The 24,296-nt window shown below is 67.6% G+C and carries 17 protein-coding genes; 14 read left to right on the top strand and 3 right to left on the bottom strand.

All coding sequences use genetic code 11. The annotated features are described in order from the left end of the window. Window positions 1-114: 114 nt before the first annotated feature. A complete protein-coding gene (locus BG90_RS17300) occupies window positions 115-1,923 on the top strand; it encodes a methyl-accepting chemotaxis protein (RefSeq protein ID WP_045568251.1) in 1,809 nt (602 codons plus the stop codon). Window positions 1,924-1,953: 30 nt separating this feature from the next. Here the strand turns inward: BG90_RS17300 and BG90_RS36180 are convergent, their stop codons facing one another. Beyond that, complete coding sequence (locus BG90_RS36180; protein WP_158335900.1) at window positions 1,954-2,364, bottom strand: hypothetical protein; 411 nt, start codon at window positions 2,362-2,364, stop codon at window positions 1,954-1,956. A gap of 249 nt (window positions 2,365-2,613) precedes the next feature. Here BG90_RS36180 and BG90_RS17290 point away from each other — a divergent pair, with 249 nt between their 5' ends. The 10 genes from BG90_RS17290 (at window position 2,614) to BG90_RS17245 (ending at window position 15,313) form a co-directional block, all read left to right on the top strand. After that, a complete protein-coding gene (locus tag BG90_RS17290) occupies window positions 2,614-4,536 on the top strand; it encodes a PrkA family serine protein kinase (RefSeq protein ID WP_010103862.1) in 1,923 nt (640 codons plus the stop codon). A 123-nt stretch (window positions 4,537-4,659) separates the two neighbouring features. Next, complete coding sequence (locus BG90_RS17285) at window positions 4,660-5,925, top strand: YeaH/YhbH family protein (protein ID WP_010103861.1); 1,266 nt, start codon at window positions 4,660-4,662, stop codon at window positions 5,923-5,925. After that, window positions 5,925-7,613, top strand: coding sequence for a SpoVR family protein (locus BG90_RS17280; protein ID WP_010103860.1), 1,689 nt, complete (start codon window positions 5,925-5,927; stop codon window positions 7,611-7,613). Before BG90_RS17285 ends, BG90_RS17280 begins: the two co-directional genes overlap by 1 nt. A gap of 332 nt (window positions 7,614-7,945) precedes the next feature. Then, complete coding sequence (locus BG90_RS17275) at window positions 7,946-9,250, top strand: MFS family transporter (RefSeq protein WP_010115603.1); 1,305 nt, start codon at window positions 7,946-7,948, stop codon at window positions 9,248-9,250. 257 nt (window positions 9,251-9,507) lie between these two features. Beyond that, entirely contained in the window at window positions 9,508-10,539 is a 1,032-nt protein-coding gene (locus tag BG90_RS17270; protein ID WP_010115601.1) for an ABC transporter substrate-binding protein, read from the top strand. Window positions 10,540-10,808: 269 nt separating this feature from the next. After that, the gene (locus tag BG90_RS17265) at window positions 10,809-11,642 is read left to right on the top strand and encodes an ABC transporter ATP-binding protein (protein ID WP_010115597.1); all 834 of its coding nucleotides are present in this window, start codon (window positions 10,809-10,811) and stop codon (window positions 11,640-11,642) included. Then, complete coding sequence (locus BG90_RS17260) at window positions 11,639-12,571, top strand: ABC transporter permease (RefSeq protein WP_010115595.1); 933 nt, start codon at window positions 11,639-11,641, stop codon at window positions 12,569-12,571. Before BG90_RS17265 ends, BG90_RS17260 begins: the two co-directional genes overlap by 4 nt. Window positions 12,572-12,766: 195 nt before the next feature. Next, entirely contained in the window at window positions 12,767-13,582 is an 816-nt protein-coding gene (locus BG90_RS17255; RefSeq protein WP_010103854.1) for an ABC transporter substrate-binding protein, read from the top strand. A 259-nt stretch (window positions 13,583-13,841) separates the two neighbouring features. Beyond that, window positions 13,842-14,567 carry an amino acid ABC transporter permease gene (locus BG90_RS17250; protein WP_010115593.1) on the top strand — a complete coding sequence of 242 codons (726 nt, stop codon included), beginning with the start codon at window positions 13,842-13,844 and terminating at the stop codon, window positions 14,565-14,567. 2 nt (window positions 14,568-14,569) lie between these two features. Next, entirely contained in the window at window positions 14,570-15,313 is a 744-nt protein-coding gene (locus BG90_RS17245; RefSeq protein ID WP_010115591.1) for an amino acid ABC transporter permease, read from the top strand. Between the two features lie 213 nt (window positions 15,314-15,526). Here BG90_RS17245 and BG90_RS17240 read toward each other — a convergent pair whose 3' ends face one another. Beyond that, window positions 15,527-16,900, bottom strand: coding sequence for a M23 family metallopeptidase (locus BG90_RS17240; RefSeq protein ID WP_010115589.1), 1,374 nt, complete (start codon window positions 16,898-16,900; stop codon window positions 15,527-15,529). 309 nt (window positions 16,901-17,209) lie between these two features. Continuing rightward, window positions 17,210-17,881 (bottom strand): TetR family transcriptional regulator, encoded by a 672-nt coding sequence (locus BG90_RS17235; protein WP_010115587.1) that lies wholly within the window; start codon window positions 17,879-17,881, stop codon window positions 17,210-17,212. Window positions 17,882-18,027: 146 nt separating this feature from the next. On the opposite strand from BG90_RS17235, the gene BG90_RS17230 reads away from it, so the two are divergent. From BG90_RS17230 to BG90_RS17220, 3 genes are read left to right on the top strand one after another with little or no spacing between them, the layout of a single operon-like run. Further along, window positions 18,028-19,227 (top strand): MexX/AxyX family multidrug efflux RND transporter periplasmic adaptor subunit, encoded by a 1,200-nt coding sequence (locus tag BG90_RS17230; RefSeq protein ID WP_045568250.1) that lies wholly within the window; start codon window positions 18,028-18,030, stop codon window positions 19,225-19,227. Window positions 19,228-19,243: 16 nt separating this feature from the next. Beyond that, a complete protein-coding gene (locus BG90_RS17225; RefSeq protein WP_010121202.1) occupies window positions 19,244-22,375 on the top strand; it encodes a multidrug efflux RND transporter permease subunit in 3,132 nt (1,043 codons plus the stop codon). After that, the gene (locus BG90_RS17220) at window positions 22,375-23,946 is read left to right on the top strand and encodes an efflux transporter outer membrane subunit (protein WP_045568249.1); all 1,572 of its coding nucleotides are present in this window, start codon (window positions 22,375-22,377) and stop codon (window positions 23,944-23,946) included. Before BG90_RS17225 ends, BG90_RS17220 begins: the two co-directional genes overlap by 1 nt. Window positions 23,947-24,296: the final 350 nt, after the last annotated feature.

Genomic DNA, 24,296 nt, shown 5'->3' with positions numbered 1-24,296 from the left:
GGATCAAGACTTCCTGTCGAGCGCCGTAAACCAAGCCAGGCGGAGCAAACGTTTCGCTGCCGCGGGCTGCGTCGGGCGGCCCCGTCGTCTTCACGATGCGTTACAGGAAGAACCATGCTGCTGAAGAACCTCACGATCAGGACGCGCCTCGCCGTCACGATGGCGCTCCTTTCCGTTCTGCTGTGCGTCGTCGGCGCGCTCGGCCTGTTCGGAATGAGCCGGGCCAACGACGCCAATTACGAGACCTTCTCGAACCAGATGCCGAGCGCGATCGACGTCGCGAACGCCGAGCTGTTCGCCGCGCGCGAGCGGCTCGTGCTCGATCGCGCGGCGATGCTCGCGGGCACGCCCGACGCGACGCCGACGATCGAGCGCGCGCGCCAGATGCGCGGGATTTCCGATTCGTGGTGGAAGAAATACCTCGACCTGCCGCGCAGCGCGGAAGAGGATCGCCTCGCACAGGACGTCGCGGCGAAACGGCAGGTGCTGCAGCGCGAGCTCGACGCATTCGTCGACCTCGTCAACGCGAATGACCACGACAAGATTCTCGCCGCCGCGAAACGGATGCAGACGGTCTTCAACGACTTCGCGGTCGCGGGCGAGACGCTGCGCACGTTCCAGCTCAAGCAGGCGAGCATCAATTTCAACGATGCGCAAAGCGTATATGCGGCGAGCCGGATCGCGAGCATCGTGTCGCTCCTGGCCGGCCTCGCGATCGCGTTCTACTGCTTCCTGAGCCTGCGCGCGGCGATCGCGCGGCCGCTCGCCGACGCGCTCGGCCATTTCGACGCGATCGCGGCGGGTGAACTGCGTCGTTCGATCGTCGTCGAGCGGCGCGACGAGATGGGGCTTCTGCTCGAAGGGCTCGCGAAGATGCAGACGAGCCTCGCGGACACGGTGCGCTCGGTGCGCGCCGGCGGCGAATCGATCGCGACGGCGGCCAAGCAGATCGCCGCGGGCAACATCGACCTGTCCTCGCGGACCGAGGAGCAGGCGGCGGCGCTCGAAGAGACGGCGTCGAGCATGGAGGAGCTGACGGGCACGGTGCGGCGCAACGCGGACAGCGCGCGGCAGGCGAGCGCGCTCGCCGCGAGCGCGTCGGAGATCGCGAACAAGGGCAACGCCGTCGTCGGCCAGGTGGTCGGCACGATGGGCGACATCAACCAGAGCTCCGCGAAGATCGCCGACATCATCTCGATCATCGAGGGAATCGCGTTCCAGACCAACATCCTCGCGCTGAATGCGGCCGTCGAGGCGGCGCGCGCGGGCGAGGAAGGGCGCGGCTTCGCGGTCGTCGCGGGCGAGGTGCGCAGCCTCGCGCAGCGCTCGTCGTCGGCCGCGAAGGAGATCAAGGAGCTGATCGACACGTCGGTCGAGCGCGTGCGCACGGGTTCGACGCTCGTCGACGAGGCGGGCCGCACGATGAGCGAAGTGATCGGCGCGGTGCGGCGCGTGACCGACATCATGGGCGAGATCGCGGCCGCGTCGGAGGAGCAGAGCAGCGGGATCGACCAGGTGTCGCGCGCGGTGTCGCAGATGGACGAGGTCACGCAGCAGAACGCGGCGCTCGTCGAAGAGGCCGCGGCGGCCGCGCAATCGCTCGACGAGCAGGCGGCGCGGCTGCGCACGACCGTCTCGGTGTTCCGGGTCGACGACGGCGGCGCGCGCGACGTCGCCTCGCACGCGCCGATGCGGCCGGCGTCCGGCGTCGCGCACAAGGCGGCGAGCGTCGCCGCGCCGATCCGGCCTGCCGCGTCGTCCGGTGCGCCGAGCGTGGCGGCAGCGGCGCACAAGCCCGCGCCGTCCGTGTCGCCCGCGAAGCCTGCGTACGCCGCTGCGGCGGCGAAGCCCAAGCCCGCGCCGCGCACAGCGGCGGCGGCCGCCACGCCTGCCGCGAGCGATGGCGATTGGGAGACCTTCTGATTCGAGAGAGAAATCGCATCGGACAACGATCTACCCCCAATTTGACGAAACGACGACGCCCGCCGCCAGCGGGCGTTTTCGCATCGAAAGCGATCGTTCGTCCGCGCGTTCGTCGCGCGTGGGCGATGCGCGTTTTCCGGCGTGCGAGCCTGCGACGTCCGCTGAGGGCGGCATCGGCGCGTCGGCGTTCGGCGTCGAAACGCGCATGTCGAAGATGGGCATCGAGCGAACGCGCGTCCGCGATGACAAGCGCATGACCGACGCGCGTTCGGCTGCGTGCCGACTCGCGCAATCGTCCGCGTCGACGTCAGGGGCATCGCACTGTTGCGCGCGCCGCAAAAAAAAATTGTAACGGCGCATTTGCGCCGTCGACGCAAACGACGCGTCGCGCGTATATGAAAAGAAGCGGGAAGGCGGTTCGGCGAGCGGGGCGAGCGTCAACGGACGAGACGATCCGCTGCCTGAATGGAGAGCGCCGATGCTGCGTTGGCGCGATGCGGGAAGACCATTCTAGAGCAGCAAAAAGTGCTTTCCAAGCAGCGTTTTCCGCAATGTTGAAAACCGCGGCGAGGCCGTTGAAGTAGTTCGTGAAAAAAAAAGTAAATGGGTTTAGGATGAAATCGAACGGTCCTGCTTCGACATGATCTATACGAAGGCAAGATCGTCTTCAGACTCAGGCGAGGAGGTAGCATGGATATTTACAGCAGCTTCGCGAACCGCTTCGAAAAAACGCGAGAGGAAGAGTTCTCGCTGGAGGAGTATCTCGCGCTCTGCAAAAACGATCCATCGGCGTACGCGACTGCCGGCGAACGCATGCTGGCGGCCATCGGGGAGCCGGAACAGGTCGACACGCGCAACGATCCGCGCTTGTCGCGGATTTTCGCGAATAAGGTGATCAAGGTATACCCCGCGTTTCGCGAGTTCTACGGCATGGAGGAGGTGATCGAGCAGGTCGTCGCCTACTTCCGCCATGCGGCGCAAGGGCTCGAGGAAAAGAAGCAGATTCTCTACCTGCTCGGTCCGGTGGGCGGCGGCAAGTCGTCGATCGCCGAGCGCCTGAAGCAACTGATGGAGCGTGTGTCGTTCTATTCGCTCAAGGGCTCGCCCGTCAACGAATCGCCGCTCGGCTTGTTCGACTACGACGAAGACGGTCCGATTCTCGAAGAGCAGTACGGCATTCCGCGCCGCTACCTGAAGAGCATCCTGAGTCCGTGGGCGGTCAAGCGCCTGCACGAGTACAACGGCGACATCCGGCGCTTTCGCATCGTGCGCCGCTATCCGTCGATCCTGCGGCAGATCGGCATCGCGAAGACCGAGCCCGGCGACGAGAACAATCAGGACATTTCGTCGCTCGTCGGCAAGGTCGACATCCGCAAGCTCGAGCAATACGCGCAGGACGACGCCGACGCGTACAGCTATTCCGGCGGCCTGTGCCTCGCGAACCAGGGCCTCCTGGAATTCGTCGAAATGTTCAAGGCGCCGATCAAGGTGCTGCACCCGCTCCTGACCGCGACGCAGGAAGGCAACTTCAAGGGCACCGAAGGATTCGGCGCGATCCCGTTCGACGGCATCATCCTCGCGCACTCGAACGAGTCCGAGTGGAAGGCGTTCCGCAACAACCGGAACAACGAGGCGCTGCTCGACCGGATCTTCGTCGTCAAGGTGCCGTACTGCCTGCGCGTGTCGGAAGAGATCAAGATCTACGAGAAGCTGATCCGCAACTCGTCGCTCGCCGAGGCCGTGTGCGCACCCGGCACGCTGAAGATGATGGCGCAGTTCTCGGTGCTCACGCGTCTGCACGAGCCGGAGAACTCAAGCCTCTTCTCGAAGATGCAGGTGTACGACGGCGAGAATCTGAAGGACACCGATCCGAAGGCGAAGTCGTATCAGGAGTATCGCGACTACGCGGGCGTCGACGAAGGGATGACGGGCGTGTCGACGCGCTTCGCGTTCAAGATCATGTCGCGCGTGTTCAACTTCGATTCGACCGAAGTCGCGGCGAACCCGGTGCACCTGATGTACGTGCTCGAACAGCAGATCGAGCGCGAGCAGTTCCCGCCGGAAACCGAGCAGAAGTATCTGTCGTACGTGAAGGATCTGCTCGCGTCGCGCTACGCGGAGTTCATCGGCAAGGAGATCCAGACCGCGTACCTCGAGTCGTATTCGGAATACGGTCAGAACATCTTCGATCGCTACGTCACGTACGCGGACTTCTGGATCCAGGATCAGGAATTCCGCGATCACGACACGGGCGAGAGCTTCGACCGCGCAGCGCTCAATGCCGAGCTCGAGAAGATCGAGAAGCCGGCGGGCATCAGCAATCCGAAGGATTTCCGCAACGAGATCGTGAACTTCGTGTTGCGCGCGCGGGCCGCGAACGGCGGCAAGAATCCGGCGTGGGTCAGCTACGAAAAGCTGCGCGTCGTGATCGAAAAGAAGATGTTCTCGAACACGGAGGAATTGTTGCCGGTCATTTCGTTCAACGCGAAGGGCTCGGCGGAGGAACAGCGCAAACACGAAGATTTTGTCAACCGGATGGTCGCGAAGGGCTATACGCCGAAGCAGGTGCGGCTCCTGTGCGACTGGTATCTGCGCGTGCGCAAGTCGTCATGACGCGCGCGACGCGACGCCCGCGCGGCCGCGCGCGGGCACCTTGAGAGACGCCGCCCGCATCGCGGCAGCCCCGCGTGCGCGGCGTGCGTCCCGGCGTATCGACATTCGAGCGGGAGACAGGGCGTGCTTCATCAAATCATCGACCGCAGACTGGCCGGCAAGAACAAGAGCATTGCAAACCGTGAGCGCTTCCTGCGCCGCGTAAAGAACTACATTCGTCGCGCGGTGTCCGACGCGGTGCGCGATCGCAGCATCAAGGACATCCAGAGCACGCAGAGCATCACGATTCCCCGCAAGGACATCGCGGAGCCGACGTTCCGGCACGGGCCGGGCGGCCGGCGCGAGATCGTGCATCCGGGCAACGCCGACTACGTGCGCGGCGACAAGATTCCGCGGCCGCCGGGCGGCGCCGGAGGCGGCGGCAGCCAGGCGAGCAACGAAGGCGAAGGTCAGGACGACTTCGTGTTCGAGCTGTCCCGCGAGGAATTCATGCAGTACTTCTTCGACGATCTCGAACTGCCGCGCCTCGTCAAGACCCATCTGCTGACCGTGCCGAGCTGGAAGAACGTCCGCGCGGGCTGGGCGGCCGAGGGCACGCCGAACAACATCGACGTCGTGCGTTCGCTCAGGAGCGCGCTCGGCCGGCGCATCGCGCTCGGCTCGCCGCTCGTCAACGAACTGCACGAGCTCGAGGAAAAGCTCGCCGCGCTGAAGGAGGAGTCGGGCGATCATCGCGTCGAGATCGCGCAGCTCGAGGACGCGATCCATCACCTGAAGGGCCGCATCTGGCGCATTCCGTTCATCGATCCGTTCGACCTGCGCTACGTGAACCGCGTGAAGATGCCGCAGCCGTCGAGCCAGGCGGTGATGTTCTGCCTGATGGACGTGTCGGGCTCGATGGACGAGCAGCGCAAGGATCTCGCGAAGCGCTTCTTCATCCTGCTGTACCTGTTCCTGAAGCGCAACTACGAGCGGATCGAAGTCGTGTTCATCCGCCATCACACGCGCGCGGAGGAGGTCGACGAGGACACGTTCTTCCATTCGACCGAAAGCGGCGGCACGGTCGTGTCGAGCGCGCTCGAACTGATGCGCAAGGTGATGGACGAGCGCTATTCGCCGACCGAGTGGAACATCTACGGCGCGCAGGCGTCGGACGGCGACAACTGGACGGACGATTCGCCGAAGTGCCGCAAGATCCTCGACGAGGACATCCTCTCGAAGGTGCGTTACTTCGCATATATCCAGGTGACGCCCGAAGAGCAGAACCTGTGGCTCGAGTACGCGCAACTGGCGTTGTCGCAACCGCATCTCGCGATGAAGAAAGTGGAATCGGCTGCCGACATTTATCCCGTGTTTCGCGAACTCTTTGAAAAGCACGTGGAAACCTGATGACGACACGCCATCTGCACAACGAAGCGCGCGGCTACGAGCCGCGCCGCAAGAGCGACGACGCATCATCGGAACCCGCCGCAAACGAGCGCGGCGCATCGCCCGACGCGGCGGAGCAGCACCCAGGAGCAGAAGCGCCCGCGAGCGGGCTCAAGGAAGCGCGTATGAACGTTGCCGACCGCAAACCGCTGCCGTGTCCGTCCGATTGGACCTTCGAGCTGATCGAGGAGTACGACACCCACATCTCTCAGGTCGCGGAGCAGTACGAGCTCGACATCTATCCGATCCAGCTCGAGCTGATCAGCGCCGAGCAGATGATGGACGCGTACGCGTCGGTCGGCATGCCCGTCAACTACCGTCACTGGTCGTTCGGCAAGCACTTCCTGTCGACCGAGAAGAGCTACCGTCGCGGGCAGATGGGGCTCGCGTACGAGATCGTCATCAATTCGAACCCGTGCATCGCGTATCTGATGGAAGAGAACACGATGACGATGCAGGCGCTCGTCATCGCGCACGCGGCGTACGGGCACAACTCGTTCTTCAAGGGCAACTACCTGTTCCGCTTGTGGACCGACGCGCACGCGATCGTCGACTACCTCGTCTATGCGAAGAACTACGTCGCCGAATGCGAGGAGCGCTACGGGCTCGACCGCGTCGAGGAACTGCTCGACTCGTGCCATGCGCTGATGAATTATGGCGTCGACCGCTACAAGCGGCCGCAGAAGCCGTCGCTCGCGAAGGAATCGGAGCTGCGGCGCGAGCGCGAGGCGTATCTGCAGTCGCAGGTCAACGAGCTGTGGCGCACGCTGCCCGGCAAGAAGCCCGAGCTCGCCGAGGAGCAGGAGGGGCGCTATCCGCCGGAGCCGCAGGAGAACCTGCTGTATTTCGCGGAGAAGAACGCGCCGTTCCTCGAGCCGTGGGAGCGCGAGGTGATCCGGATCGTCCGCAAGATCGGCCAGTACTTCTATCCGCAGCGGCAGACGCAGGTGATGAACGAAGGCTGGGCGACGTTCTGGCATTACACGCTGCTCAACACGATGTACAACCAGGGCAAGCTCGCCGACGGCTTCATGATGGAGTTCCTCCATTCGCACAGCAACGTGATCTACCAGCCGCCCGTGACGAAGCCGTACTACAGCGGGATCAATCCATACGCGCTCGGGTTTTCGATGATGAGCGACATCCGCCGGATCTGCGAGTCGCCGACCGAGGAAGACAGCCAGTGGTTTCCGGAGCTCGCGGGCAGCCCGTGGCTGCCGGCAATGCACTACGCGATGCGCAACTTCAAGGACGAGAGCTTCATCGCGCAATATCTGTCGCCGCACCTGATTCGCGAGATGCGCCTGTTCTCGGTGCTCGACGACGACATGCGCGACGCGCTCGAGGTGTCGGCGATCCACGACGACAGCGGCTACCAGTACGTGCGGCAGGCGCTGTCGCGGCAGTACGACATCCATCACCGCGAGCCGAACATCCAGGTGTGGTCGGTCAATACGCGTGGCGACCGCAGTCTCACGCTGCGCCATTTCATGACCGACAACCGCCATCTGTCGAACGACAGCGACGAGGTGCTCAAGCATATGGCGCGGCTCTGGCAGTTCGACGTGTTTATCGAAAGCGTCGACGAGGCGGGGACGGTTCGCAAGCGCTACGAATGCCGCTACACGGCGCCGGAAATCCGGCTTTGACGGCGCGCGCACGTCGCCGACGTCGTCGTTGACGCCATTGACGCCATTGACGCCGTTCATGTCGTTCACACTCCGCCCGCCGCCGCCGCGGCGCGCGCGGCCCTGAGCCTTGCACGAAACGCGAGCCATCCGGCTCGCGTTTTCGCTGGATGAGCGATCGACCGGAAATTATTTTTCGACATCCGGGCGATCCCGGGCAGCCAGTTACATTACATTTCGCTAAAATCGCGGCCACGCCAAGGTGGAACCGGTATCACCGCGTGCGTCGAACAAGAAGGCGGCAGTTCATCCCCGCCAGGCCATTCAAGAGAACCTCAAGGAAAAGACCATCCATGAATGATCAGATCGTCGTCGCCGCCGTCACGCGGCAAGACGTCCGGCGCCGCGTACTCGCGATCGTCGGCGCATCGTCGGGCAACCTCGTCGAGTGGTTCGACTTCTACATCTACTCGTTCTGCGCGCTGTATTTCGCGCCGGCGTTCTTCCCGAGCGGCAACACGACGACGCAACTGCTCAACACGGCGGGCGTATTCGCGGCGGGCTTCCTGATGCGCCCGATCGGCGGCTGGCTGTTCGGCCGGATCGCCGACAAGCACGGCCGCCGCGCCGCGATGATGATCTCGGTGCTGATGATGTGCGGCGGCTCGCTCGTGATCGCGGTGCTGCCGACCTACGCGCAGATCGGCGCGTTCGCGCCGTTCCTGCTGCTCGTCGCGCGGCTGTTCCAGGGGCTGTCCGTCGGCGGCGAATACGGCACGAGCGCGACCTACATGAGCGAGGTCGCGCTCAAGGGCCGCCGCGGCTTCTTCGCGTCGTTCCAGTACGTGACGCTGATCGGCGGCCAGCTCTGCGCGCTCCTCGTGCTCGTGATCCTGCAGCAGACGCTGTCGACGGCCGAACTGAAGGCGTGGGGCTGGCGGATTCCGTTCGTCGTCGGCGCGGCGGCCGCGCTGATCTCGCTGTATCTGCGGAAGTCGCTCGACGAGACCTCGACGAGTGAATCGCGCAAGGCGAAGGACGCCGGCACGATCCGCGGCGTGTGGCAGCACAAGGGTGCGTTCCTGACGGTGATCGGCTTCACCGCCGGCGGCTCGCTGATCTTCTACACGTTCACGACGTACATGCAGAAGTACCTCGTCAACACGGCGGGCATGCACGCGAAGACGGCGAGCAGCGTGATGACGGCCGCGCTCTTCGTCTACATGCTGATGCAGCCGGTGTTCGGCGCGCTGTCGGACAAGATCGGCCGCCGGATGTCGATGATCCTGTTCGGCACGGGCGCCGTGATCGGCACGGTGCCGCTGATGCACGCGCTGGGCGGCGTGACGAGCCCGTTTGCGGCGTTCGTCCTCATCGTCGTCGCGCTCGCGATCGTCAGCTTCTATACGTCGATCAGCGGTCTCATCAAGGCCGAGATGTTCCCGCCCGAAGTGCGCGCGATGGGCGTCGGCCTGTCGTACGCGGTCGCGAACGCAATCTTCGGCGGCTCGGCCGAGTACGTCGCGCTGTGGTTCAAGTCGGTCGGCAGCGAATCGAGCTTCTACTGGTACGTGACCGTGCTGTGCGCGATCTCGCTCGTCGTGTCGTGGCGGATGCGCGATCCGAGCAAGGAAGGATATCTGCGCCACGAGCCCTGATCGCGGCTCGGCCGCGCGGCGGGGGCCGTCCGGTTCGGCGAGCGCCGCGCGATTCGATTCGATTCGATTCGGGCGGCGGCGCGTCGGGGAACTCGTGCCGCGCGCGTGCAAACGGCGTTTCGCGTCATCGCGAAGCGCCGTTTTTTCATGCGCGCGCCGTTATCGCCTCAGCCGATAAGCGTAGCGGATTTGCTTCGTTGACCCGTGCGCGCGAGCGCCCCTAGATTCGCTGTCTCGACGGAATTCATGGAGTCGTCATGACACGCGCATCGTTTTTCGGCCGACGTTCGCTCGCGGCCTTGCTGGCCGCCGCGCTCGCCGCCGCAGCGGTTTTCGCCGCGCCCGCGGCCCGCGCCGAAGGGCGCATCCGGATCGCCGAGCAGTTCGGCATCGTCTATCTGCTGCTGAACGTCGCGCGCGACCAGCGCCTGATCGAGCAGGCGGGGCACGCCGAAGGCGTCGCGATCGACGTCGACTGGGTGAAGCTGTCGGGCGGCGCGGCGATCAACGACGCACTCTTGTCCGGCTCGATCGACGTCGCGGGCGCGGGCGTCGGGCCGCTCCTGACGATCTGGGACCGCACGCGCGGCCGGCAGAACGTGAAAGGCGTCGCGTCGCTCGGCAACCTGCCGTACTACCTCGTCAGCAACAATCCGCGCGTGAAGACGATCGCCGACTTCACCGGGCGCGACCGCATCGCGGTGCCTGCGGTGACGGTGTCGGTGCAGTCGCGCGTGCTGCAGTTCGCCGCCGCGCAGCGCTGGGGCGACCGCGCGTACGATCGGCTCGACAAGCTGACGCAGGCGGTCCCGCATCCGGACGCGGCGGCCGCGGTCATCGCGGGCGGCACCGAGATCAGCGCGCACTTCGGCAATCCGCCGTTCCAGGAGCAGGAGCTCGCAGGCAATCCGAACGCGCACGTCGTGCTGAGTTCGTATGACGTGCTCGGCGGACCGAGTTCGTCGACGGTGCTGTATGCGACCGAGAAATTCCGCCGCGACAATCCGAAGACGTACCGCGCGTTCGTGGCCGCGCTCGAGCAGGCGGCGCGCTACGTGCAGGCGAATCCGGACGGCGCGGTCGACGCGTATCTGCGCGTGAACCGCTCGAAGGCCGATCGCGCGTTGCTGCTGAAGATCGTCAAGGATCCGCAGGTGCAGTTCAAGATCGCGCCGCAGAACACGTTCGCGCTCGCGCAGTTCATGCATCGCGTCGGCGCGATCCGCAACGAGCCGAAGACCTGGCGCGATTATTTCTTCGACGATCCCGCGACCGCGCAGGGCGGTTAGCGGCGGGCGTCGAGCGTCGAGCATGTCGCGGTCGCGCGTCGCGCGCGAGAGGGAAAGCGCGAGACGGAAAGCGCGCTCGCGCAGCCGGCGAGGCGCGTCAATGCGACGCACGCGATATCGATATCGAAAATGCTTCGTTGTGCACAGCGCCCACGAGCCTTACTCTGAACCCGTAGTTCGTGTGACACCTCCTTGACTGGGATTCTCGCCCGCTTTCGCAGCGGGCATTTTTTTTGATCGTCCCGGCGGGACGCGATGGAGTGCGACGCATGGCGGCAGAACCGTCAACCCTGTTTGCAAATCCGGCCGACGCGGCGAGCGGGCGGGCGACGAGCGGCAAGCTGCTCGCCGTCGATCGCGTGACGCTCGAATACCGCAGCCGCGAGCGCGTCGTGCGCGCGACGCAGCAGGTGAGCTTCGACGTCTACGGCGCGGATCGCTTCGTGCTGCTGGGGCCGTCCGGCTGCGGCAAGTCGACGTTGCTGAAGGCGATCGCGGGCTTCGTCGCGCCCGCCGGGGGCGGGATCGCGCTCGCGGGCGAACCGGTGCGCGGACCGGGCGCCGACCGCATCGTCGTGTTCCAGGAGTTCGATCAATTGCCGCCGTGGAAGACGGTGCTGGAGAACGTCATGTTTCCGCTGCGTGCGGCGAAGAAGCTGCCGCGCGCCGAGGCCGCGGAGCGCGCACGCTCGGCGCTCGACAAGGTGGGCCTGAGCGCGTTCGCCGATGCGTATCCGCACACGCTGTCGGGCGGGATGAAGCAGCGCGTCGCGATCGCACGCGCGCTCGCGATGGAGCCGCGCGTGCTGCTGATGGACGAGCCGTTCGCCGCGCTCGACGCGCTCACGCGCCGGCGGATGCAGCACGAGCTGCTGCGGCTGTGGGACGACGCGCGCTTCACGCTGCTGTTCGTCACGCATTCGATCGAAGAGGCGCTCGTGATCGGCAACCGGATTCTGCTGCTGTCGCCGCATCCGGGACGCGTGCGCGCGGAGCTCAACAGCCATCATTTCGACGAAAGCAGCATCGGGCGCGCGGATTTTCAGCGGACGGCGGAGCGGATCCATCGGCTGCTGTTCGAAGAACACGGGACGCATGCATGAGGACGAGCACGCGTATCGCGCCGCCCGTGCGCGACGAGTACGAGGTCGCGCTCGCGCCGACTGCGCCGGCCGGCTCCGTTTCGACGCTCGATCCGTCCGCCGCCGGCGGGCGCGGCATCGGCTCGGCGCCGCTCGCGAGGCCGTCGGCGTTCGCGCGTCTGCGCGAGGCGGGATGGCTGCGCAAGACGCTGATCGCGCTCGTGCTGATCGCCGGATGGGAATTCGCCGCGCGCGCGATCGACAACGATCTGCTGCTGCCGAGCTTCAGCGCGACCGCGCTTGCCTTCGCGCACGACGTCGCGAACGGCGAACTGCCGGCGAAGATCGCGGCGTCGCTGTCGGTGCTGCTGCGCGGCTACGCGCTCGGCGTCGCCTGTGCGTTCGCGCTGACCACGCTGGCGGTGACGACGCGCGCCGGCCGCGATCTGCTGACGATGCTGACCGCGATGTTCAATCCGCTGCCGTCGATCGCGCTGCTGCCGCTCGCCTTGCTGTGGTTCGGCCTCGGCACGGGCAGCCTGCTGTTCGTGCTCGTGCACGCGGTGCTCTGGCCGCTCGCGCTCAACACGTTCGCGGGCTTTCAGGCGGTGCCCGCGACGCTCAGGATGGTCGGCCGCAATTACGGGCTGACGGGCTTGCGTCACGTCGTCGCGATCCTGATTCCAGCCGCGCTGCCGTCGATCCTCGCGGGCTTGCGAGTCGGCTGGGCGTTCGCGTGGCGCACGCTGATCGCGGCCGAGCTCGTGTTCGGCGCGAGCGCGGGCGGCGGCGGGCTCGGCTGGTACATCTTCCGGAATCGCAACGAGCTCTATACGGACCGCGTGTTCGCGGGGCTTGCCGCGGTGATCGTGATCGGACTGATCGTCGAGCACGGCGTGTTCGACGCGCTCGAGCGCGCGACCGTCAAGCGCTGGGGCGCGCAACATTGAGCGCCGCGCGCATTTGCTTCGCGCACCCGCACGCGATAGCAAGAAAACTGCTGAGGTCAGCAGCATTTCTTGGTTCGAAAATGGTGCATGCGCTGATACGGTGACGGACTCGCGGCGCTTCACGCTGCGTCGCTCATCCGGCCGGACGCGTCGCGCGCCGGCTTCACGACAAAACAAGAGATCAAGAGATCGCCAATGAAACTCAAGCCTCTCGCTACCTGGCTCATCGGTTTTTCGCTCGTCGCCGCGCATGCGGCCGCGCACGCGGACCGCCTCGACGACATCAAGAAAGCGGGCGTGCTGCGCGTCGCGACGTTCGACAGCAATCCGCCGTTCGGCTTCGTCGATCCGAAGACGAACCGCATCGTCGGCCTCGACGTCGACTATGCGCAGGCGCTCGCCGACAAGCTCGGCGTCAAGCTGAAGCTGCAGCCGACCAATCCCGCGAACCGCATTCCGTTCCTGACGTCGGGCAAGGTCGATCTCGTGCTCGCGAACTTCACGATCACCGACGAGCGTGCGAAGCAGGTCGACTTCAGCATTCCGTACTTCGCGTCGGGCCAGCAGTTCCTCGCGAAGAAGGGCGTGCTGAAATCGGCCGACCAGTTGAGCGGCCTGCGCATCGGCGCGGACAAGGGCACGACGAACGAGGTCACGTTGCGCGACAAGTATCCGAAGGCGACGATCGTCGCATACGACGACACGCCGTTCGCGTTCGCCGCGCTGCGCGCGGGCAACGTGCAGGCGATCACGCAGGACGGCCCGAAGCTGATCGGCCTGCTCGCGAACGTGCCGGACAAGCAGAACTACGAGATCCCGGCGTTCACGATCTCGAACGACTACATGGGCGTCGGCGTGCCGAAGGGCGAGACGCGGCTCGTCGCATTCGTCGACGACACGCTGAAGGGCCTCGAAGCGGACGGCCGCGCGGGCAGGATCTACGACGCGTGGTTCGGGCCGAGCACGAAGACGCCGCTCACGCGGATCTTCAGGATCGGTGACAAGCGTTGAACAAGCGCTGAACAAGCACCGAAGACGCGCAGCGATGCGCGGGCGCCGGGCGCGCGATCCGCGCCCGGCGCACATGCGTGCGAGGTCGGGCGTGCGTACGACGCGCGCATTCGACGTCGCGCAGAGGTCGGCACGGGCCGCATGCAGACCGCATGCGGCCCGCACCCGCACAGGACGTGAGCCGCACGCGGGCGCGCACGGCCGACGCAACCCCGAGACGCAAACGCGGCCGCCGTACCGGCGGCCCCAAGCAGACAAGATGGACGCCTGGCTCGCTCCCAAGTATCTGATGTGGTTATGGCAGGGCTTCCTGCTGACGCTCGGCCTGTCGCTCGCGGCGGCCGTCGCGGCGACGTTCGCTGGCTTCGCGCTCGCGATCGCGCGTCATGCGAAGCGCGCGTGGCCGAGGCGCGCGGCCGCCGCGTATGTCGTCGCGTTTCGCAACACGCCGCTCGTCGTGCAACTCCTGTTCTGGTATTTCGGCGTCGCGTCGCTGCTGCCGGAGCCCGTGATGACGTGGCTCAACGCGCGCCACGCGATCGCGGTGGGCGGCGTCGAGCTGCATTGGCCGTCGTTCGAATTCGTTGCCGGCTGGGTCGGCTTGAGCTGCTACACGAGCGCGTTCGTCGCCGAGGAATTCCACGCGGGGCTGCGCGGCGTGCCGGCCGGCCAGTATCACGCGGCGAGCGCGCTCGGCCTTGCGCCGCTGCAGACGTTGCGCTTCGTCGTGCTGCCGCAGGCGGTGCGGATCGCGTTGCCGCCGCTGTTCGGCCAATACATGAACCTGATCAAGAACTCGTCGCTGACGATGGCGATCGGCGTCGCCGAGCTGTCGTACGCGTCGCGCCAGGTCGAGACCGAAACCTTCAGGACCTTCGCCGCGTTCGGCGTGTCGACCGTGCTGTACATCGCGGCGGTCGCGGTCGTCGAGGCGCTCGCGCAGTGGACGGTCCGGCGTCGCGATCGCACGTTCGCGGGGCGTTGACGATGGATCTGTCGATACTCGCGAGCAACCTGCCGTACCTGCTCGTCGGCGCGTTTCCCGACGGCCCGCTCGGCGGCGCCGCGCTGTCGCTCGCGCTCGCGCTCGCATCGGCGCTCGCGTCGGCCGCGCTGGGTGTCGCGGGCGGCGTCGCGCTCGCGCTCGCCACGGGCGCGCTGCGCAGCGCGCTCATCGTCGTGATCGGGTTTTTTCGCGCGATTCCGGTGCTGATGCTGATCTTCTGGACGTACTTCCTGCTGCCCGTGCTGCTGCATGCCGACGTGCCGGGGCTTGCGGCCGTCGTGTGCGCGCTGTCGCTCGTCGGCGGCGCGTATCTCGCGCATTCGGTGCACGCGGGGATTCGCGCGGCGGGCGCGGGGCAGTGGCAGGCGGGCCTGTCGCTCGGGCTCACGCGCTGGCAGACGGTGCGCTACGTGCTGCTGCCGCAGGCGGTGAAAATCATGACGCCGTCGTTCGTCAACCAGTGGGTGTCGCTCGTGAAGGACACGTCGCTCGCGTATATCGTCGGCGTGCCGGAGCTGTCGTTCGTCGCGACGCAGGTCAACAATCGGCTGATGGTGTATCCCGCGCAGGTCTTTCTGTTCGTCGGCGTCATCTATCTGATTCTCTGCACCGCGCTCGACGTCGCGGCGACGTGGCTGCTCGCGCGCCATCGGCGCGGATCGCCGCAAGGCGGCGAGACATCGGGCGCGGCGGCCGCGCAGCCGGCGTCGAGCGGGCAGCGATAGCATCGTCCGGTGGAGGCGGTGCGGGCGCGGGGCGTGCTCCCGCCGCGGGGGGGCGTTCGCTCGGGAGTCTCGGCCCATCGTCGTATCGCGCACGATGCGCGCGGCGGATCGCACGACGGCGCAAGCATCTGCCGAAGCCGGCGCGACCGCTCGAATCTCCCGAGTCGAAGCGCCGCGCGCCGATGCGCACGCGGCTTGCGCGCTACCGCATCGTCACGACGACGCGTAGTGCGTGTTGAAGATCGCGCGCAGCGTCGACGTATCGGTCGCGAACTCGGCCCACAGCGGCGCGTCGACCTGCGCGAAGCCGAGCGGCCGCGCGCCGCTCGATGCGAGCCGGAAGCGCGCTTCGCTCGCGACGCGCCGGAACGCGTCGAGCTGCATCGCCGACAGCGTGTTCTGCGCGTCGGCGAGCGCGACGAGCGGATTGACCGGCTGATCGTCGACGCGGACCTCGAAATGCAGATGCGGGCCCGTCGCCGCGCCCGTCGAGCCGACCGCGCCGATCCGCTGTCCCTGCGCGACCGTCATCCCGGCCTCGAGCCCCGGCGCGAACGCCGACAGGTGCGCGTAGTAGGTCGACGTGCGATCCGGATGATCGATCACGACGTACTTGCCGTAGCCGCCCGGATCGTAACCGGCGAACGACACGACGCCTGCCGCCGCCGCGTCGACGCGCGTGCCGGTCGGCGCGGCGAGGTCGACGCCCGTGTGCATCTGCAGGATGTGCGACAGCGGATGAATGCGCTCGCCGAAATACGAGCTGATTCGCGTGCTGACGACGGGCATCGTGAGCGCGGGCGCGTCGAGTGGCTGGCCGTCGAACGCGTAGTACGCGCCGCCCGCCGCGCCCGGCGGCTTGAACCAGATCGCGCCGAACTTGCGGCCCGCGACGCGCAGCTCGAGCGCGGTCACGCGCGGCTTGCCCGAGGCGGCGTCGAATGCGATCCGGTAGCGATCGCCCGGCTGCGCGTTCGCGTGCGACTGCACGCGATTGGAGATCAGGTCGCCGATCTGGATCCGCACTTCGGGCGGGATGTCGAGCTGATTGAGCGTGTCGGCGAGCGTCTGCTCGATCGCTCCCGAGCGCACGCCGCTGTCCGTCCGCGCGAGCACGGAATCCGCGAGCGAGAACGCGCGGCCGTCGTAGCCGAGCAGTGCGTTGCGATGCTCGGCGAGCGAGGCGAAGAGGCCGGGCCGCGCCAGGCCCGGCGCGGCCCGGCCCGGCGTCGAGTCGGCGCCCGCCGGATCGGCTCGGCCGGCGTTCGCCTGCAACGGATCGGCGTGCGGCGCCTGCTCGGCGATCATGCGCTCGAGTTCGTTTGTGACGAAGCGCTGCGCGCTCGGAAACGGCGCGTCGGCGAGCACGCGCTGCGGCGTGCGTGCGGCGTTCGCGGTCGACGCATCAGGCGACTTCGACATGGCGGGCAGCGCCGCGAGACCGAATGCGATCAGCGCGGCGAGCGCGCTCGCCGCGGGCAGCTTGCGTTTGAACGAGCGGGGGGAGGCGGCTTGGGCCGGCGATTCGGCGGCGGACGCGGGATCGCCGGAAAAAACGGAAACGGTATGCGCGAATGGCTTGGCCAACGGTGTCCACATCCTTGAAAAAGGCGGTTCGAAACGAAAGGGTGCGGGCGGGCGGCTGCGGAAAGGCTCGCGTCGGAGCGGGCGGCAGCGCCTGGGCGTTCAACGCAGCGGGGCGCGATCACGACCGGACCGCGCCCCGCTGCGCACCGTTCGGCCCAACGACGCGGACGACGTCCGCTCCGAACGGCGATTCGACTCTCGAGGGTTCAAACCCATATGATGAATCGACGCCAACTAAAATGACCGCGCGGCGCGCGCAATTGTTCCGCACATTTGACGATTTTATGTAGGGGCGGATAGTTGGCGCGCTCAGTGCGCGATTGCGCGCGCCGGCTCGCGTGCCGTGCAATCCTTGGCGAGCCGCAGCGCGGGCGACACGCGCAGCGCATCGACGCCCGCGTCGAGCATCGCTTCGGCATCGCCCCAGCGGTCGCCGCGCAGCCGCGTCGTCCAGATCATCGAGCCGAAGATGCCTTCGAGCAGCGACAGGAAATGGACGCCCGCGAGATGCACGTCGAGCGACGCGTCGAGTTCGCCCGCGAGGACCGCGCGGCGCAGCAGTGCCTTCGTGATCCGCAGCGCCTGCAATTCGTAGAGCGCGCGGCGGCGCAGCAGCCGCGCGTTTTCTTCGCTCTGCTCACATTTCATGTAGAGGATCTCGAGCACGCGTTGCATCGAGCCGGGCTCGCCGCATTGATGCAGGTAGTGCGACGCGGCGAGGCGCAGCGTCGCGAGCGCGGGGCGCTCGTCGGACAGCTCGAACCCCTCGACCGCGCGCGAGAACGCGCGGTCGCACATCGCGACGCACACTTCGATCTTGCCCTTGAAATGTCCGTAGACCGCGCCGCGCGACATGCCGGCCGCTTCCGCGATATCGGCCATCGCGGTCTGGCCGACGCCTTTTTCGAGCAGCACGAGCTCGGCGGCGTCGAGGATCCGGTTCTTCGTGTTCAACGATTCTTCGCGCGTCTTGCGGGCCATGTGGGTCGATTCTCCCTTTCGATTGCTTGTCGCTTTCTTACGACATTCTATCAAGCGACTCTATTTAATCAGTCGTGACTGATTATAATCGATCGCCCTGACCGGCCCCAAGTTCGTCCCGGGCCGCACGAATCGCGAGGAAAACAATGAAATACGAATGGGCACGCATGCGCCGCTTGTGGGCGGCGCTCGCCGTCGCGGCGTTCGCCGCCGCCGGCTGCGGCAAGGGCGACGGCGGCGGCGAGGCGGCCGCGCCGCGCCAGGCGACCGTCGTCACGGCGAAGACGGCGGCGGTGCCGCTCTCGGTCGAATTGCCTGGCCGGCTCGACGCCTACCGGCAAGCCGAGGTGCGCGCGCGGGTCGCGGGCATCGTGACCGCGCGCACGTACGAAGAAGGACAGGAAGTGAAGCGCGGCGCGGTGCTGTTCAAGATCGATCCCGCGCCGTTCAAGGCGGCGCGCGATGCGGCCGCGGGCGCGCTCGAGAAGGCGCAGGCCGCGTATCTCGCGGCGCTCGACAAGCGCCGCCGCTACGACGAGCTGGTGCGCGACCGGGCGGTCAGCGAGCGCGATCACACCGAGGCGCTCGCCGACGAGCGGCAGGCGCGCGCGGCCGTCGCGCAGGCGCGCGCGGAGCTCGCGCGTGCGCAGTTGCAGCTCGACTACGCGACCGTTACCGCGCCGATCGACGGCCGCGCGCGCCGCGCGCTCGTGACGGAAGGCGCGCTCGTCGGCCAGGACCAGGCGACGCCGCTCACGACCGTCGAGCAGCTCGATCCGATCTACGTGAACTTCTCGCAGCCGGCCGCCGACGTCGAGTCGCTGCGGCGCGCGGTGAAGAGCGGCCGCGCGGCGGGCATCGCGCAGCAGGACGTCGAGGTGACGCTCGTGCGCCCGGACGGCAGCACGTATGCGCGCAAGGGCAAGCTGCTGTTCGCGGATCTCGCGGTCGATCCGTCGACCGACACGGTCGCGATGCGCGCGCTCTTTCCGAATCCGGAGCGCGAGCTGCTGCCGGGCGCATACGTGCGGATCACGCTCGATCGCGCGATCGCGCGCGACGCGTTCCTCGTGCCGCGCGACGCACTGCTGCGCACCGCCGACAGCGCGACCGTCAAGGTCGTCGACAAGAACGGAAAGATACGCGACGTGACGGTCGAGGCCTCGCAGATGAAAGGCCGCGACTGGATCGTCACGCGCGGGCTTCACGGCGGCGAGCGCATCGTCGTCGACGACGCCGCGCAATTCGAAGCGGGCGCGACCGTGAAGGCGGTCGAGCGCGGCGCGGCCGCGCAACCGGCCTCCGGGCCGGCTGCGGCCGCCGCGCCCGCGCCGCGCCAAACCTGACAAGCACAACTCGATCATGGCTCGTTTCTTCATCGATCGCCCGGTGTTCGCCTGGGTGATCTCGCTGTTCATCATGCTGGGCGGCATCTTCGCGATCCGCGCGCTGCCCGTCGCGCAGTATCCGGACATCGCGCCACCCGTCGTCAGCATCTACGCGACGTATCCGGGCGCGTCCGCGCAGGTCATCGAGGAATCGGTCACGGCCGTGATCGAGCGCGAGATGAACGGCGTGCCCGGTCTCTTGTATACGTCGGCGACGAGCAGCGCCGGCCAGGCGTCGCTGTACCTGACGTTCAAGCAGGGCGTGAGCGCCGATCTCGCGGCCGTCGACGTGCAGAACCGGCTGAAGACCGTCGAGGCGCGGCTGCCCGAGCCCGTGCGGCGCGACGGCATTTCCGTCGAGAAGGCGGCCGACAACATCCAGCTCGTCGTGTCGCTCACGTCGGAAGACGGACGGATGTCGGCCGTGCAGCTCGGCGAATACGCGTCGGCGAACGTCGTGCAGGCGCTGCGGCGCGTCGAAGGCGTCGGCAAGGTGCAGTTCTGGGGCGCCGAATATGCGATGCGGATCTGGCCGGACCCGGTCAAGCTGGCGGCGCTCAATCTGACGGCATCCGACATCGCGACGGCCGTGCGCGCGCACAACGCGCGCGTGACGATCGGCGACATCGGCCGCAGCGCGGTGCCGGACAGCGCGCCGATCGCGGCGACCGTGCTCGCCGACGCGCCGCTGTCGACGCCCGACGCGTTCGGCGCGATCGCGCTGCGCGCGCGCGCCGACGGCTCGACGCTCTATCTGCGCGACGTCGCGAAAATCGAGTTCGGCGGCAACGACTACAACTATCCGTCGTTCGTGAACGGCAAGACGGCGACCGGCATGGGCATCAAGCTCGCGGCGGGCTCGAACGCGGTCGCGACCGAAAAGCGCGTGCGCGCGACGATGGACGAGCTGTCGAAGTTCTTCCCGCCGGGCGTCACGTACCAGATTCCGTACGAGACGTCGTCGTTCGTGCGCGTGTCGATGCAAAAGGTCGTGACGACGCTGATCGAGGCGGGCGTGCTCGTGTTCGCTGTGATGTTCCTCTTCATGCAGAACTTCCGCGCGACGCTGATTCCGACGCTCGTCGTGCCCGTCGCGCTGCTCGGCACGTTCGGCGCGATGCTCGCCGCGGGCTTCTCGATCAACGTGCTGACGATGTTCGGGATGGTGCTCGCGATCGGCATCCTCGTCGACGATGCGATCGTCGTCGTCGAGAACGTCGAGCGGCTGATGGTCGAGGAGAAGCTGCCGCCGTACGAGGCGACCGTGAAGGCAATGAAGCAGATCAGCGGCGCGATCGTCGGGATCACCGTCGTGCTGACGTCGGTGTTCGTGCCGATGGCGTTCTTCGGCGGCGCGGTCGGCAACATCTACCGGCAGTTCGCGCTCGCGCTCGCGGTGTCGATCGGCTTCTCGGCGTTCCTCGCGCTGTCGCTGACGCCCGCGCTGTGCGCGACGCTGCTCAAGCCCGTCGCCGACGACCATCACGAGAAGCGCGGCTTCTTCGGCTGGTTCAACCGCTTCGTCGCGCGCGCGACGAACCGCTACACGCGGCGCGTCGGCCAGGTGCTCAAGCGTCCGCTGCGCTGGCTCGTCGTGTACGGCGCGCTGACGGCGGGCGCCGCGCTGCTGCTCACGAAGCTGCCGACCGCGTTCCTGCCGGACGAGGACCAGGGCAACTTCATGGTGATGGTGATCCGCCCGCAGGGCACGCCGCTCGCGGAGACGATGCAGAGCGTGCGGCGCGTCGAGGAATACGTGCGCAAGAAGGAGCCGAGCGCGTACACGTTCGCGCTCGGCGGCTTCAACCTGTACGGCGAAGGGCCGAACGGCGGGATGATCTTCGTCACGCTGAAGGACTGGAAGGAGCGCAAGCGCGCGCACGACCAGGTGCAGGCGATCGTCGCGCGGATCAACGAACACTTCGCGGGCACGCCGAACACGACGGTGTTCGCGATGAATTCGCCCGCATTGCCCGATCTCGGCTCGACGGGCGGCTTCGACTTCCGTCTGCAGGATCGCGGCGGGCTCGGCTACGCGGCGCTCGTCGCCGCGCGAGAGAAGCTGCTCGCCGAGGGGCACGCGAACGCCGTGCTGACCGATCTGATGTTCGCCGGCACGCAGGACGCGCCGCAGCTCAAGCTCGACATCGATCGCGCGAAGGCGTCGGCGCTCGGCGTGTCGATGGACGAGATCAACGCGACGCTCGCGGTGATGTTCGGCTCCGACTACATCGGCGACTTCATGCACGGCGCGCAGGTGCGCCGCGTGATCGTACAGGCGGACGGGCTGCACCGGCTCGATCCCGGCGACGTGACGAAGCTGCGCGTGCGCAACGCGAAGGGCGAGATGGTGCCGCTGTCCGCGTTCGCGACGCTGCACTGGACGATGGGCCCGCCGCAGTTGACGCGCTACAACGGCTTTCCGTCGTTCACGATCAACGGCTCGGCCGCGGCGGGGCACAGCAGCGGCGAGGCGATGGCGGCGATCGAGCGGATCGCGTCGACGCTGCCGGCGGGCGTCGGCTATGCGTGGTCCGGGCAGTCGTTCGAAGAGCGGCTGTCGGGCGCGCAGGCGCCGATGCTGTTCGCGCTGTCGGTGCTCGTCGTGTTCCTCGCGCTCGCGGCGCTGTACGAGAGCTGGTCGATTCCGTTCGCGGTGATGCTCGTCGTGCCGCTCGGCGTGATCGGCGCGGTGGCGGGCGTGACGCTGCGCGGGATGCCTAACGATATTTACTTCAAGGTGGGGCTGATCGCGACGATCGGGCTGTCGGCGAAGAACGCGATCCTGATCGTCGAGGTCGCGAAGGATCTGGTTGCGCAACGTATGTCGCTCGCCGACGCCGCGCTCGAAGCCGCGCGGCTGCGGCTGCGGCCGATCGTGATGACGTCGCTCGCATTCGGCGTCGGCGTGCTGCCGCTCGCGTTCGCGACGGGCGCGGCGTCCGGCGCGCAGGTCGCGATCGGCACGGGCGTGCTCGGCGGCGTGGTCAGCGCGACGCTGTTCGCGATCTTCCTCGTCCCGCTCTTTTTCGTGTGCGTCGGCCGCGTGTTCGACGTCGGACCGCGCCGGCGCGGCGGCGCGCACGCGGCACTGGAGATCAAGTGATGATGAAACGTCTGTCCTTGCAGGGCGAGCGACGCCGCCTGCGGCAGCCGGATGGACTGCGGGCGTGGCCGATTGCGCTCGCGGCGGCGCTCGTCGCGGGCTGCACGCTCGCGCCGCGCTACGAGCGGCCGGCCGCGCCCGTGCCCGCGAGCTACGCGCCCGCGGCGGCGGGCGCGCCGCGGGGCGCGGACGCGACGGCATCGGATGCGGCGGCGGCCGGGCGCGGAGGGCGTGATGCGCGCGATGCCGGCGATGCGCGCGAAACGGCCGGCACGCACGACACGCACGACACGCGCCTCGACGACTGGCGCGCGTACTTCACCGATCCGTCGCTGCGCGCGCTGATCGACACGGCGCTCGCGAACAACCGCGATCTGCGGATCGCGACGCTGCGCATTCAGGAAGCACGCGGCCTCTACGGCGTCGCGCGCGCGGACCGGCTGCCGTCGATCGACGGCAATCTCGGCTACGAGCGCACGCGCCAGTACGACCCGGTGCTGCGCGAGAGCGCGACGAGCACGCTGTATCGCGCGGGCGTCGGCGTGAGCGCATTCGAGATCGATCTGTTCGGCCGCGTGAAGAGCCTGTCCGACGCGGCGCTCGCCGAATACTTCGCGACGGCCGAAGGGCGGCGCGCGGCGCGCATCAGCCTGATTGCCGAAGTCGCGTCCGCGTACGTGACCGAACGCGCGCTCGTCGATCAGCTGAAGCTCGCCGAGCGCACGCTCGCCGCGCGCGACGCGACGTATGCGCTGACGCGGCGCCGCTATGCGGCCGGCACCAGCACGGCGATCGAGCTGCGCACGGCCGAGATGCTCGTCGCTTCGGCGCGCGCGTCGAAGGCGGCGCTCGAGCGCGAGCACACGCAGGCGACAAGTGCGCTGAAGCTGCTCGCGGGCGACTTCAGGACGACGCTGCCCGCCGATGCGCCCGCGCTCGACGCGCTTGCGGTCGCGGCGGTGTCGCCGGGGTTGTCGTCGGATCTGCTCGAGCAGCGGCCGGACATCCGGCAGGCCGAGCAGCGGCTCGTCGCGGCGAATGCGAACATCGGCGCCGCGCGCGCCGCGTTCTTTCCGCGCATCGCGCTCACGACGGAGCTCGGCGCGGTCAGCGACGCGTTCTCGGGACTCTTCTCGGGCGGCTCGAGCGTGTGGACGTTCGCGCCGCGGCTTACGCTGCCGATCTTCGCGGGCGGGCGCAATCGCGCGAACCTCGACGTCGCCGACGCGCGCAAGCACATCGCGGTCGCGGAATACGAGAAGACGATCCAGACCGCGTTCCGCGAAGTCGCCGACGCGCTCGCGGCCCGCGACCAGATCGACGCGCAGCTCGACGCGCAGCAGGCGGTCTACGGCGCGGACGCCGAGCGGCTGAGGCTCGCGGAGCGGCGCTACGGCAGCGGCGTCGCGAGCTATCTCGAACTGCTCGACGCGCAGCGCAGCACGTTCGAGTCCGGGCAGGAGCTGATTCGCCTGAAGCAGTTGCGGCTCACGAACGCGATCACGCTGTATCGCGCGCTCGGCGGAGGGTGGTCGCGCGCCGCGTGCGGCGGCGACGACGCCTGCGCGTGAGTGCGAACGCGAACGCGAACGCGCGGCGCACGCCTGTTCGCTTCAATAGGCGTTTTCGCCGGGGCCGGTAGGGCGGCGCGCGCGACATCGTCCGCGCGCGATGCCGGATCGGCCGGCTGACGCCGCGGCAGCGGCGGTCGGGCCGTTCGGACGAGCGGGCTCGACTCACCGATTCACCGATTCGATGCGTCATGCGCCGATGCGCAATGGATGCGCGCGCGTCGCGTTCGCCGAACCGGCCGTGAAGCGTCGCCGCAACGCGGAACGCATCGCTTCGCACGGCACCGCACAGCGGTTCCGTTGCGCCGTTTCCATTGCCTCGATTTCCGTTGCACCGATGACGATCCCCG

Source organism: Burkholderia oklahomensis C6786 (genome assembly GCF_000959365.1).
Classification (GTDB): Bacteria; Pseudomonadota; Gammaproteobacteria; order Burkholderiales; family Burkholderiaceae; genus Burkholderia; species Burkholderia oklahomensis.
This window is presented reverse-complemented; position numbering and strand designations above follow the sequence as displayed.

What these genes read in the sequence shown, in the direction of transcription:
- BG90_RS17265 (WP_010115597.1), top strand. Translation starts at nt 10,809, where the DNA reads ATGGCGGCAGAACCGTCAACCCTGTTTGCAAATCCGGCCGACGCGGCG.
- BG90_RS17220 (WP_045568249.1), top strand. Translation starts at nt 22,375, where the DNA reads ATGATGAAACGTCTGTCCTTGCAGGGCGAGCGACGCCGCCTGCGGCAG.
- BG90_RS17230 (WP_045568250.1), top strand. Translation starts at nt 18,028, where the DNA reads ATGAAATACGAATGGGCACGCATGCGCCGCTTGTGGGCGGCGCTCGCC.
- BG90_RS17300 (WP_045568251.1), top strand. Translation starts at nt 115, where the DNA reads ATGCTGCTGAAGAACCTCACGATCAGGACGCGCCTCGCCGTCACGATG.
- BG90_RS17275 (WP_010115603.1), top strand. Translation starts at nt 7,946, where the DNA reads ATGAATGATCAGATCGTCGTCGCCGCCGTCACGCGGCAAGACGTCCGG.
- BG90_RS17225 (WP_010121202.1), top strand. Translation starts at nt 19,244, where the DNA reads ATGGCTCGTTTCTTCATCGATCGCCCGGTGTTCGCCTGGGTGATCTCG.
- BG90_RS17255 (WP_010103854.1), top strand. Translation starts at nt 12,767, where the DNA reads ATGAAACTCAAGCCTCTCGCTACCTGGCTCATCGGTTTTTCGCTCGTC.
- BG90_RS17290 (WP_010103862.1), top strand. Translation starts at nt 2,614, where the DNA reads ATGGATATTTACAGCAGCTTCGCGAACCGCTTCGAAAAAACGCGAGAG.
- BG90_RS17260 (WP_010115595.1), top strand. Translation starts at nt 11,639, where the DNA reads ATGAGGACGAGCACGCGTATCGCGCCGCCCGTGCGCGACGAGTACGAG.
- BG90_RS17270 (WP_010115601.1), top strand. Translation starts at nt 9,508, where the DNA reads ATGACACGCGCATCGTTTTTCGGCCGACGTTCGCTCGCGGCCTTGCTG.
- BG90_RS17280 (WP_010103860.1), top strand. Translation starts at nt 5,925, where the DNA reads ATGACGACACGCCATCTGCACAACGAAGCGCGCGGCTACGAGCCGCGC.
- BG90_RS17250 (WP_010115593.1), top strand. Translation starts at nt 13,842, where the DNA reads ATGGACGCCTGGCTCGCTCCCAAGTATCTGATGTGGTTATGGCAGGGC.
- BG90_RS17235 (WP_010115587.1), bottom strand. Translation starts at nt 17,881, where the DNA reads ATGGCCCGCAAGACGCGCGAAGAATCGTTGAACACGAAGAACCGGATC.
- BG90_RS17245 (WP_010115591.1), top strand. Translation starts at nt 14,570, where the DNA reads ATGGATCTGTCGATACTCGCGAGCAACCTGCCGTACCTGCTCGTCGGC.